Below are 11,803 nucleotides of genomic sequence, written 5' to 3'. Positions count from 1 at the left end.
GCGTGCCTAACGCAGCGTTCACCGTTGCCTTTTGCCGCACCACAGCCCGCGGATGTCGCGCGATTCATCCCAGGTCTGTTCAGCGGCAATGCAGCTGAACAGCGGCTCTATATAGCGCGAGGCCTGCTCATAGCCGGGCAGGGCGCGAAGCTGCGCCGCAAGCGGCGGGAACGCGGCGCGCAGCGGGGGCTTGCCGCCGCTGTAGTAGGCGGCATGCAGGTCTTCCCGGTCCAGCGGGCGCAGCGTCAGGTCTTCATAGCGGCTCACAATCAGGTGAGCCAGGAAGACCGCTCCCTTGGCGATGACCGGGGACACCAGGAAGCTCGGCAGGGTCCGGTATTCGAAGCCGCCGTGCGGCTGAAGCCGGAAATCGCCGAGCACCCCGTACCTCGGACGCCGTGCCGCCGCACGGGCGTCCTCCAGCAGCAGCAGCGGCAGCGCGAGGTAGTTGTCGAGCGCGCGCAGGAGCGGCGCGCTCAGCACCGCGCCGCTGAAGTGCAGATGGCCGCCGAGGGCCCAGCCCGCCAGCGGCATGCCTCCCGCCCGCCAGCGCAGCGAGCGGTCGGTGACGAGCCGGTCCGCCTCGCGCGCGGCGGACATCAGCTGCGCCAGCAGCGCGCGCGGTTCCCCGCGCGGCGCAGGGCGCAGCTCGGCGACCGGGAACGCGCCGCGCGTTCCCGGAGGCCCGGCGTCGCAGCCGGCGACGCCGTCCGTGGGCAGGTACCGCGACGCCGGCACGACGCGGCCCGTGGATTCCCGGAGCAGGAGGAACTCCGGGTCCATGCCCAGGAGCAGGCCGGGACGGCCGGGCTGCTCCCGGGCCAGGGAGCGGGCCAGCGCCAGCGAGGCCGCGCGGTAAGGCTCCGGCAGCGCCTCGCCGGAGGCTGGCGGAAGCGGAGTGACCTCCTCCACCCTGTAGCGGCGGCCCCCCATGGCCTTCAGCAGCACCTCGCCGCTGTCCAGACCGAGACTGTACAGCGCCCGCACCGCAGTGTTCCGGATTATCCCTGCAGCCCCCCGGCCGCCGGGATATGCCTCGGCCGGATACGTGATGGTTCCGGCGGCCTCCTCCTCCCCCTCAGGCTCTCCGGATTGGCTCCGCACCCATGGTTCAGCGCGTATGCCTGCGCCTGTGCCTTCCAAGCCATTTCCCCCAGCAGCTCCGCTTCTCCGGTCCGCACCCTCAGCGCGGGCTGGAGGCAAAGAAACGGGCAGCATCGCTGCGCCAGCTCCCAGCGGCAGAACCTCCAGCACCGCCAGATTAAATATACGGACACGATAATATTGGCTGTAATGCCGGATAGCCGAAGCCCTTTCATATGTAACTCTATCAGAGCTGCCGGCCGGTGCCAGCGCTGCCGCAAGCCCGCTGCGCCGCAGCCTGGCTTCCTGCTGGACAGCCGATAATTGCCTGTATGTATGAAGCCCCTCATTCATAACTCCGCCTCTTTCCGCCCGATTGCCGCACGCCGCTGCAGACCGATAAAATAAAATAAAATAAAAAAGGAGGGCATTCGCCCTCTTCGCCGCCGCCCCCACTACATATAATGGATTATAACCCACCGGTATCCAGTTGGCGGCGGCGATTCTCTTCCTTACAGCTCATCGTCCAGGGCGTCAGGGTCCAGATCATCGTAATCGAAGCTTTCGCCATCAAAATCATAATCCTTGTCTTCCGGATCGTCGCTTTGATCGCTGACATACACGCGGACCTTGGTCTCGGCCACCAGCTCCGCCTCGAATTCCCGTTCTACGCGGAGCGTCACACTGCCGCCGCCCGGAGAGACGCCCGCTTCCACACAGTTCGGTTCCTGCGTTGCCTCCGCAGAGACCTCAACCGTGGAAGCGCGGTGTCTCGGATCCAGATACGACAGCGGAATAAGCTCCACGTAGGAGACCGTTTCCTTGGCTACCTCGGTCTGCTTGTTTTTGTCGTACGAGTACCAGATGTTCACATCGTAAGTACCAATTACTTCGATTCCGTTCCCGGCGGCTACCGCTTCGTACTGGTGGTTGATAATCCAAGCCCCCAGAATACTCGTCGGATGGTGTGGCGGAGTCACGGTATGGGTTGCTGTAGAGAACTTACGACCTTTGCCGCAAATTGCCTTCGTAATGATCTCCCTTGTTTGACGTTTATGGCTTAATGACATCTTTGAACCTCCTCCATACAATCATTCACTATCAAGTGTATGCACGTTCTGGGCATTTGTTGATTGTTAGAGTAGAAATAAATTTGAGTAAGCCCTCCAAGGGCTTTCTAACAAGAGTCATAGTACATTTTATTGTGAAATTCGCCCGGATATGAGTACATCGGCTAAATCGCATCACAAGAAAATAACGGCTTGTCCAAGCTGGCGAAGCTTACATATGTCTTATATCCCAATTGGAAACGGCTTCGCCGTCCTTCTAAGGGACGGAGTGTTTCAGCGGGTAATAGAAGGATCATTTAGTGTGCCAAGCATATAAATTCCGGCGTAATATTTGCATAAAAACCCCCGCAGATGCTCTGCGGGGGCATTGTCATTCAAGCTATTGCGGTATCACACGTACAATTCCCAGGCTTCTGTTCTTGCTGAGATCAATGAAATCCTCGCCGATATTTACCAGCGGACGAAGCGGGTCATGCGCCAGAATCATAATGATTTTGCCGGTCCGCCCGTCCGTAAGCAGCACATCGTTGCCTATCATCGACTGCATCAGCTTATTGATAAATACGCTGCAAATATAGGGATCAAGCTTGCCGAATGAGCTGTCCTCCATCTGTGTAAGAACCTCGTAGAGCGGTGCAGCCGAACGATAGAAGCGGTCGGAGGTCATCGCATGAAAAATATCCGCAACGGCTACGATTTTGCTGAAGTCGGTAATGCGGTGTCCCAGCACCCCGAACGGATAGCCGCTTCCGTCCATTCTTTCGTGATGCTGGAGGGCGACCAGTGCCTGCATATGTGTGGTGCCTGCCGTATCCCGGATCATTTCATAGCCGAGCGTGGTATGCTTCTTCATAATGTCGAACTCCTCGTCCGTCAGGGGAGCCGGCTTGGTCAGAATCTCGGCCGGAATCAAGATTTTGCCGATGTCATGAAGGGTTGCGGCAATCGTCAGCATCCCAAGCTCCTCCGCGTCCAGCTTAAGCCACTTGCCCAGAAGCGTTGACAGTATGCCTACAGCAACATTATGCCTGTATGTATAATCATCTTTAGACTGCAGCGCAGCCAAAATGCCGAAGAAATCATTCTTCTCGCTGACCTGCTGGATAAAAGGAATGACTTCATTCTTGAGCTCAAGCATGGGCAGCCTTTTGCTCTTGGTATAGCGGAACTGCTCAAATATAGTCTCCATCGCCTCTGTACATTCATCCACGGCCAGTTGATAGAAAGCCGCACTGTCCAGCTGGATCACGTCATGAGGCTGGAGAATAATCCGATGCTGGGTAATTAACCGGATATGCTCCGAGCTGAGCAGCGTCATTGCGGGCAGCACAAACACACCGTTGTGATTAAAGAGGTTGTCTGTAAGCTGTTTGCCGATATATTGTTCGTTGCTGTTATTCATCTTCCTCACCTGCCAGTGCAGAATTCACACTTTGTGAATTAGCTGCTGTAATTTGGAATATACGCCGCCCCATTCATTATGATAATTTAGGATACCCAGGTTTCCTGAACGCTAAATGAATGCAGCGCAAACTAAACACTCACTTTTTGTTCATATATCTCTTATCGTTATTTCACACGAAAATGTGAATACCTAAAATCTTACTTTTTATATCGCCCAACCCTTTCTTTCTAGCTTGAAGAGTTTCCTTTTGCCGGCATCGGCTGTTTCACAGGGATGATATCGACCGGCATTTTATACCTTTTGGCGATATTGAGATACAGTGACAGCTCGCGGCATAATTGCAGAATGGCGGAACGGACCTCGAATTCTTCACGGGTCTCCGGCAGCTCCATTCCCTGAAATTCCTGCTCCAGTTCATCCAGCAGCTTTTCCGTCCGGCCCGTATATTCTTCAGCAAGTACATCGTTGCTCAGCTGGTCGAACAAATCCGCAACCATGTCCCCGTGCGGCAGCTGGCGGTAGACCTGCGAGAGCAGCTGCATCATGTTCTGGATGGATTCCAGCTGTTCCTTGCGCATATAAAAATAGACATTCCAGGCTTCATCCGGATGAATCACATGGTTCTCCATTTCCCTCGAAGCCGCCGTAAGCCCCCGCTGCACCGCCTGATTGGCACCAATCAGTTCTTTGCCGTCCCAAATATATCCGGGATCACGCAGCGTGTGCGCCATTTGCGTAAAAATTACCGAAAAATAGCCGTCCACCTCCTTGCGGATTGCAGCAATGACGCCGCCGGTCTGCGGCATATAGATCAGATTCACCAGTCCGGCCGACCCGAGGCCGATGAACAGCAGCTCAATCTGCTGCAGCAGAACATGCACCGACAGCTCGGCTTGTCCAAAAACACGGAATACAATAACAGAGCTGGTGACAATCCCCTCCTTGTAGCCGGATTTCACAATCATGGGGAAGCCGATCAGCACGTACAGACCCAGCACCCAATAATGGAACCCGAGGAAGAAAAACAAAATACAGCCAAAAAAGAGCCCCACAAGCGATGCGAGGAAACGCGCCGTAATCGTGCGGAGACTCCTTTTGCGTGTGGTTTCCACACCCAGAATTGCGAGCAGGCCCGCACTTTGCGCATTGGGAATGCCCACTGCGGCTGCCAGCAGAATGGACAGCAGTGTCGCAGCCGCTGTTTTGATAATTCGAAATCCCATGTTAATACCTCTCCTTGCAGGCTTGTAAGTCAAGCGTTTTCCGTTTGGGGCTCATTCGAAACGCACCCGGAAGCGCAGGCTTAAAATTCGGGCTAAAGATTTCAGGTAAAGATATAGACATGGTACAAGATTTTGCGGAGCTGCACAATATGACATCTTTTTCACCGCCGCGACAACAGCAGCTTCTCGGCATACACCACCAGTTGATACATGGCTGTAGCCACTGCGGCAATAATCAGCAGACTGGACATCACAAGCGTGAAATTGAACACCTGAAAGCCGTAAATAATCAGATACCCGAGGCCGGTTTTGGCCACCAAAAACTCGCCGACAATCACCCCCACCCAGGACATACCGACATTTACCTTCAGCGTAGAGACAACTGCCGGAAAAGACGACGGCAGAATCACCTTGTTGAATTCCTGCACCCGCGTGGCTCCAAACGACCTTGCCACCTTCACCAGATTCGGATCTACGCTGCAGAAGCTGTTATACACCACAAGCGTTGTAATAATCACTGTGATCGACAGTGTCGTAACCACAATCGCCGTAAAGCCCGCACCGAACATCACAATAAAAATCGGCCCCAGCGCCACCTTCGGCATGCTGTTAAAGACCACCATGTACGGATCAAGCACAGCAGATAAAAAAGGCGACCACCAGATGATGACGGCGAGCAGCGTGCCCAGCAGTGTCCCCAGGACGAAGCCGACAACCGTTTCCCCGACCGTCACGCCCAGATGAGGCCACAAACTGCCGCTGGCCATATCCCCCCAAATCTGCCGGAAGACCTTGCTTGGATAGCTGAACAGCAGCTCATCGATCCAGCCGAGCCGGACTCCCGCTTCCCATAGAGCAAAGAACAGCACCAGCAGGCTGCCGCGTACCGCCGTTACCCGGCTGCGCCAGTGCCGTTTTTTCTTCTGGTACTCTCCATGCTTTTCCTCCAGCCAAACTGCACGGGAGGCTGCCATTTCAATTTGCTCTACCGATTTCACAAGCCATCCCTCCCTGCCAGCTCCATTTCCTTCCACACTTCATGAAAAAGCTCCGCGAAACCCGGCAGGTCCCGCGCATACAGCGGGGGCGTGCGCCGGATCACATCGGGCACGGTAAAAATTTTGCGGATCTTCCCGGGATTCGGCTGCAGCAGGATCACCCGGCTGCTGACCGCAATGGCCTCGGACAGATCATGCGTAACAAGAATGGCTGTAGTGCCGCGGCTGCGCAGTGTTTCCGACACCAAATCCTCAAGCTGAAGCTTGATCTGGTAGTCCAGCGCAGAGAAGGGCTCATCCAGCAGCAGCAGGCCCGGGTCCGTAGCCAGCGTCCGCACCAGCGCCACCCGCTGGCGCATGCCTCCGGACAATTGGGCCGGGTACGCCTGCTCTTTGCCGGCAAGCCCCATTTCCTCCAGCAGCTCCACTGTTTTCTTGCGCGTGCCTTCATTCAGGCTGCCGGTCAGCTCCAGCCCCAGCAGGGCATTATCGAGAATCGTCCGCCACGGAAAAAGATAATCCTGCTGCAGCATATAGCCCACCTCAGGAGATGGGCCGCTGATCTCGTGTCCGTTCACGGACACCTCTCCGCGTGAAGGCTGCAGCAGGCCCGCGATGATCGACAGGAGCGTCGTTTTACCGCAGCCGCTGGGACCGACCAGACTGACGAACTCGCCCGCTTCCACGTTAAGGCTGAAGTTTTCGATGGCAAGCGACGCCTCGCGGTCTCCCAGATAGGCATGCGTCACTTCCTTTAACTGCACAATGGGAAGCATATCGCCCCTCCTAAAAGTTTTGTAAGCCTCCGCTTCTGTGATTTTCTTCGTGCAAAACTCGCTTCGGAAGCATACGCTTAAGTTTTATGGAGCCTCACTCCACGATATCTCTTCGCAATAAAACTCGCTTCGGAAGCATACGCTTTAAGTTTTGTAAGCCTCCGCTTCGCTCGCGGATATCCGCTCATTTCACGCCGGCTTCGGCTTTTTCGGCAAAGCTGTTGTTGACGATCCTGGCTGCCGGAACGCGCTCCTTCAATTCGCCGGCATTGTCCATGACATCCAGCAGATTGTTCCACTCTTTATCGTCTATGATCGGATTAGCTGCGTAGGTGTCCTGCTCCTTGTAGCGCTTGACAGATGAGACTACAATGTCCCGGTCGGTATTCTCGAAATAAGGCAGGATCGCATCGGCAATCTCCTCGGGGCTATGCTCCCTCACCCAAAGCTGGGCGCGCTGGACTGCATTGGTGAATTTCTGCACCGTATCCCCGCTTTTGCTGATATAGCTTTGTTTGGACATGAAGACCGTGTAGGGCAGATAGCCGCTTTCCACTCCAAAAGACGCCACCACCGCACCGCGGTTCTCGCGTTCAAAAATGGAGGCCGTAGGCTCAAAGAGCTGCACATAATCCCCGGTACCCGAGGCAAAAGCCCCCGCAATATTGGCAAAGTCAATATTCTGGATCAGGGTAAGATCCTTATCCGCATCAATCCCTTTCTGCAGCAGGGTAAATGCGCCGGCCATTTGCGGCATTCCGCCCTTTCTTTGTCCGAGGAAAGTGCTTGCCTTCAATTTGTCCCACTTGAAATCCGCATCCGCTTCGCGGGCGAACAGGAACGTACCGTCCCGCTGAGTCAGCTGGGCGAAATTGATCACCGGATCATCGGCTCCCTGCTGGTACACGTAAATTGATGTTTCCGATCCGACAAGCGCCACATCGATAGCTCCGGAGAGCAGAGCCGTCATTGTTTTGTCACCGCCCGGAATCGTCTGCAGCTCCACCTCCAGCCCTTCGTCCTTGAAGAAATTCTGTGACAGGGCCACATATTCAGGCGCATAAAAGACCGAGCGGGTGACTTCACCGATCTTCACTTTCACCGCAGCCGAATCTCCGCCACAGCCGGCAAGCACAGAAAAGCATAAAGTGATGATCATGAGCGACAGTGAGATTTTTTTCCTGGTATTCATCCTTCATTCCCCTTTCTCCCGGGTCTTCGCCCTTGCTTAAAGCATATGCGTCTGCCCAAAGAATGGTTAACTGACATGAAGTGCATCGTTTGCACGATATTTATGGTTTTTTAAGGACAATCCGCAGCATGCAAAAATGGCCGCGTCAATGCTGCTGACCCTGCCCGGAAATCCCTTTATTTATTATGGTGGGGAGATTGGAATGCTTGGCGTCAAGCCGGACGAAGGCATCCGTAGACCCATGCGCTGGACGGCCGGAAGATTCTGGTGGCCCACAACCTGACAGGCACAGCAGTGCCATTACCTTACAGCCAGGAAGCGGCAGCCACCTTTAATCGCAGGTTCTGAAGAGCATTCCGGGCAATGCGTCTCTGAATCAGGGCACCCTCACGCTTCCGCCTTATTCAACGGTCATTCTGGATTAGACACCTCAGACGGCTGCATCATCCATTTATAAAATGAGGAGCAAAGCTGCAGCCTGGTCAGCGGCACGGCAACCATCCAGTCTTCCGAAGCCCTGCAGCTGACCCGCACCAGCCAGCCGCCGGAGTGATCCTCCATGTATGAGGCCTGCTGAAAGGACCATGCTTCATTATGCCGCGAGCATAGTCTAAGCTCTCCTCCTGCTGTGGGGTTTTTCATTGCTTTGGCCAGAAGTGGTGAAAACTCTTCATCTCCTGTCTCCGCAGTCAGGCATTCAGACAAAAAACACAAAGTATAGGAGCCCGATTTCCTCAGGAGCTCCTCATATTTGCTTCTTGACATCAGCAGCGCAGGAACCTCCGGAGGCACGCTGTGTGCAAGCTGAAAGCAGTTCAGCAAATAATAGCAGGCGCGCCTTATCTCTTCCGGTGTCTTCAGCTCATAGCTGAAGGCTTCTGTTTCTTTTAAGCCGGTTACCAGGGTTTTTTGCTTGTGAACCTGCAGGCACAGATCCTGAACGTATTCCCCTTCGCTAAACTTCAGCCGGCATATCCGTTCTGCTTCGGCCCCCTTTTGCAGCACATCCTTTACTTCCTTGGCACCCGATGCTTCAGGGAACAGAAAATGCGCTAAATATAACTTATCATTGTTATTATCCACATCAATGTTTCCTTCCCGGAAAAGGCTTCAAGCTATAAAACTTGTAATCTTTATGTTATCATAAGCTAATTTTAAGGTAAAATTAAGAAAGTAAGGGTATGATCAATATCATGAAATACTTGTAGCGAGGTGATTTCAAATGAGAATGCTCATCACATTTCAGAACAAGCTTGTACCTGTGTACTTCACTACAGAAACCAAACAGCCCACTCAAAAAGTACTTCGATTGCTCAACAGCACACTGGAGCTCAAAATTCAAAAGGGTAAAAGTGCCCTGCAGAAATGCTTGAATTCTCTGATCAGTATCGAAATTAAAGGCTCTGAAGCTATATTGCACAGTTACAGTGAAAATGATTCGTTGGCTTTATCCCTCTATTAAATAGAGGGATATTTTTTTGCGGGGCTGCCGGCAAATTGATGTCTTGCCTTAAATGCCCGCAGAAAAAAAGCACATTCCTCAATTCAGGGAAGGTGCTCTGCTCTATATGTTGGGACAACTGTCCTTTGGGGATCAGCGGGCCATTAGCTGATTCGATGAGGGGTTCTGTTCTCTTGCTTTTCCGCTTTCTGAATCCGCAGCTTGAACAGCTTCACTAGGTTGCGCCGGGTATGCTCTTCGTGACAGCTGTCCAATTTTTTAATAATGAACCGGTCAATGGACATGTCAATCGCTCCTTTATAATGTGGATTCTTATACAGCCAGGCGGAGAGGAAATCATTTCCTGACTCTTTGTAACACCTATATAACCGGGTCCCGGAAGCCTCAAACTCTGCCGGCAAACGCAATATAAAGCGTGCGAACATTGTAACACTACATCTTGATCTCATCCCGGCAAAAGCTTCAATCCCTTTGGAGATATGGTATTTGCGCAAATAAAAGACCCTTGGTGTCGTGAAAATAAAAATTTTATCCGACGAATATTTACAAACAAATAACTAAATGCTATATTAAGTATAGTTAATAAATATTAGATACTTAAGGAGAAATCATAATGTCAAATGTCCTTTTTATTAAAGCAAACAACCGTCCAGCAGATCAGTCCGTGAGCGTCCAGCTGTATAACGAATTCCTGGCAAGCTACAAGGAAACCCATCCCCAGGATACAATTACTGAACTGGATTTGTTCGCTGAGAACCTTCCATATTATGACAACACCCTGATTACAGGCATATACAAGGCCGCTCAAGGCTTCGAAGCCACCCCTGAAGAAGCTTCCGGCGCTGCTCTGGTGAAGAAATATCTGGATCAATTCCTCGCCGCTGACAAAGTTGTATTTGCATTCCCGCTGTGGAACATGACCGTTCCTGCTGTACTGCATACTTACATTGATTACTTGAACCAAGCAGGTACTACTTTTAAATACACTGCGGAAGGTCCTGTAGGATTGCTTACCGGCAAAAAAGCAGCTGTGCTGAATGCCAGAGGCGGCGTTTATTCCGAAGGTCCAGCTGCAAGTGCAGAGATGGCCGTTAACTTCATCATGGGCAACCTCAACTTCTGGGGCTTCAAGGAAACTGCACAGGTAATTATCGAAGGACACAACCAGAACCCGCAGCAATCTGCTGAAATTATTGCCAACGGCCTGCAATTGGCTAAAACGGCTGCTGCATCGTTCTAATTTACGAGACAGCGTTAAAGGTCCGGTTCTTATTTAGATATCCGCACTTTTTACAGACATCTCCCCTTCAGCATCTTCCGGACTTTTATTTATATATAGTCCGCCGGGCAGCTTCTTGATAAGCCTCGGGCGGACCATGCAAGAGAGGGCCTCCCATTCGCCGTATGGCGCGTGGGGGCCCTCTCTTGATGTTGATTCAATCAGTATTCGTCCAGCTCACGGCGCCAGCCGGAATTCCGGGTACGTGCAGTTGCCGCCTTGGTTGACGCAGCGGCAGTTTTCCGCTTTTGCTTCACCTCCTTGCTGCTCTGGTACTGCAGCTCACGCTGCGTCTTGCGGTAATTCACCAGCCGTTTCTCCTCCAGCGCACCGCTCGCCACTGCTTCAAGTACAGCGCAGCCTTCCTCATGCCCATGCCTGCAATCACTGAAGCGGCATTCGGCTGCCAGCCTGCTGATATCTCCGAAGGCGAGATCAAGTCCGCCTCCATCCTCCCACAGCTGCAATTCCCGCATCCCCGGCGTATCCACGATGATCCCGCCATCCGGCAGGAGGAATAGTTCCCGGTGTGTTGTGGTATGCCGTCCACGGCTGTCCCCCTCTCTTACGTCCCGGGTAAGCTGGAGATTCTGACCGCTCAGCCAGTTGACCATCGTCGACTTGCCGCAGCCCGAGGAGCCGGTAAGAGCTACGGTCTGCCCCGGGCTAATATACGGCAGCAGCTCGTCCCGCCCATCGCCAAGCAAAGCGCTGACCGCATGGACGGGTACACCGGGCGCCACACGCACCATCTCAGCGATTTTCCCCTCCGCATCCGGACACAGATCGGCTTTGGTTAACAAAATGGCCGGATTCGCCCCGCTGTTCCAAGCCATAATGAGGTACCTCTCCATCCTCCGCACATTGAAGTCATCATTTAAGGCGCTGACCAGAAACAAGGTATCCACGTTGGAGGCAACGATCTGCTCCTCCAGAGTATTTCCCGCCACCTTGCGCGAGATCACACTGTGACGGGGCAGGACTCCATGGATCACGGCATGTGCTCCGCCCTCCTGCATGCCCAGAATTACCCAGTCGCCTATTGCCGGGTATTCCCCGGAGTATGCCAGGGTATGCCTGAGCCTGCCTGCCAGTTCGCCCCAGGTCTCCCCGTTTTCCGACATTACCCGGTACTTGCTGCCGAAGTCGCCCACGATTCTTCCCGGCACGTAATTCTTATCTTCATGCCCTGTGAGCTTTTCATTCCACTTGCTTTGCCAGTTCTTATTCCAGCCATATTGTTGTAGTGTCATTTAAAGCCTCCTGAATTTTTAATATCTTCCCATCCAAACCTGTCAGTCTTTGCTTAACACGT

Annotated in this window: 12 protein-coding genes and 1 pseudogene; 3 read left to right on the top strand and 10 right to left on the bottom strand. The window is 53.4% G+C overall.

What is annotated here, in order from left to right; genetic code table 11:
* Positions 1–18: 18 nt before the first annotated feature.
* The 7 genes from HYD27_RS03170 to HYD27_RS03140 form a co-directional block, all read right to left on the bottom strand.
* On the bottom strand, positions 19–1,437 hold the full coding sequence (locus HYD27_RS03170; RefSeq protein ID WP_219211420.1) for a putative amidoligase domain-containing protein: 1,419 nt from the start codon (positions 1,435–1,437) through the stop codon (positions 19–21).
* 158 nt (positions 1,438–1,595) lie between these two features.
* Positions 1,596–2,153, bottom strand: a complete 558-nt coding sequence (locus HYD27_RS03165) for an outer spore coat protein CotE (protein ID WP_219211417.1) — start codon at positions 2,151–2,153, stop codon at positions 1,596–1,598.
* Positions 2,154–2,532: 379 nt separating this feature from the next.
* Positions 2,533–3,555: an HD-GYP domain-containing protein gene (locus HYD27_RS03160; RefSeq protein ID WP_219211415.1), complete on the bottom strand. Its 1,023-nt coding sequence runs from the start codon at positions 3,553–3,555 to the stop codon at positions 2,533–2,535.
* 230 nt (positions 3,556–3,785) lie between these two features.
* On the bottom strand, positions 3,786–4,781 hold the full coding sequence (locus tag HYD27_RS03155; RefSeq protein WP_219211412.1) for an aromatic acid exporter family protein: 996 nt from the start codon (positions 4,779–4,781) through the stop codon (positions 3,786–3,788).
* Between the two features lie 161 nt (positions 4,782–4,942).
* Positions 4,943–5,755, bottom strand: a complete 813-nt coding sequence (locus HYD27_RS03150; protein WP_219211942.1) for an ABC transporter permease — start codon at positions 5,753–5,755, stop codon at positions 4,943–4,945.
* Between the two features lie 20 nt (positions 5,756–5,775).
* A complete protein-coding gene (locus tag HYD27_RS03145; protein WP_219211411.1) occupies positions 5,776–6,555 on the bottom strand; it encodes an ABC transporter ATP-binding protein in 780 nt (259 codons plus the stop codon).
* A 184-nt stretch (positions 6,556–6,739) separates the two neighbouring features.
* Positions 6,740–7,747 (bottom strand): ABC transporter substrate-binding protein, encoded by a 1,008-nt coding sequence (locus HYD27_RS03140; RefSeq protein WP_219211409.1) that lies wholly within the window; start codon positions 7,745–7,747, stop codon positions 6,740–6,742.
* A 118-nt stretch (positions 7,748–7,865) separates the two neighbouring features.
* Between HYD27_RS03140 and HYD27_RS03135 the strand changes: the two are divergent.
* Positions 7,866–8,003 (top strand): annotated as a pseudogene (locus tag HYD27_RS03135) (alpha-amylase family glycosyl hydrolase); the annotation flags it as partial.
* 155 nt (positions 8,004–8,158) lie between these two features.
* Here HYD27_RS03135 and HYD27_RS03130 read toward each other — a convergent pair.
* Positions 8,159–8,830: a hypothetical protein gene (locus HYD27_RS03130; RefSeq protein ID WP_219211407.1), complete on the bottom strand. Its 672-nt coding sequence runs from the start codon at positions 8,828–8,830 to the stop codon at positions 8,159–8,161.
* A 139-nt stretch (positions 8,831–8,969) separates the two neighbouring features.
* Here HYD27_RS03130 and HYD27_RS31865 point away from each other — a divergent pair, with 139 nt between their 5' ends.
* Positions 8,970–9,209: a hypothetical protein gene (locus HYD27_RS31865; RefSeq protein ID WP_228744956.1), complete on the top strand. Its 240-nt coding sequence runs from the start codon at positions 8,970–8,972 to the stop codon at positions 9,207–9,209.
* A 143-nt stretch (positions 9,210–9,352) separates the two neighbouring features.
* Here the strand turns inward: HYD27_RS31865 and HYD27_RS03125 are convergent, their stop codons facing one another.
* Entirely contained in the window at positions 9,353–9,493 is a 141-nt protein-coding gene (locus HYD27_RS03125) for a hypothetical protein (protein WP_219211405.1), read from the bottom strand.
* A 329-nt stretch (positions 9,494–9,822) separates the two neighbouring features.
* Between HYD27_RS03125 and HYD27_RS03120 the strand changes: the two genes are divergently transcribed.
* Entirely contained in the window at positions 9,823–10,449 is a 627-nt protein-coding gene (locus HYD27_RS03120; RefSeq protein WP_219211403.1) for an FMN-dependent NADH-azoreductase, read from the top strand.
* 200 nt (positions 10,450–10,649) lie between these two features.
* On the opposite strand, the gene rsgA is transcribed toward HYD27_RS03120, so the two are convergent.
* Positions 10,650–11,741: a ribosome small subunit-dependent GTPase A gene (rsgA, locus tag HYD27_RS03115; RefSeq protein WP_219211401.1), complete on the bottom strand. Its 1,092-nt coding sequence runs from the start codon at positions 11,739–11,741 to the stop codon at positions 10,650–10,652.
* Between the last annotated feature and the right edge of the window lie 62 nt (positions 11,742–11,803).

Origin of the sequence: Paenibacillus sp. S150, assembly GCF_019352175.1 — a bacterium.
Taxonomy (GTDB): Bacteria; Bacillota; Bacilli; order Paenibacillales; family Paenibacillaceae; genus Paenibacillus_AQ.
The sequence above is the reverse complement of the archived record's forward strand: the minus strand, read 5'-3'. Positions and strand labels throughout refer to the sequence as shown.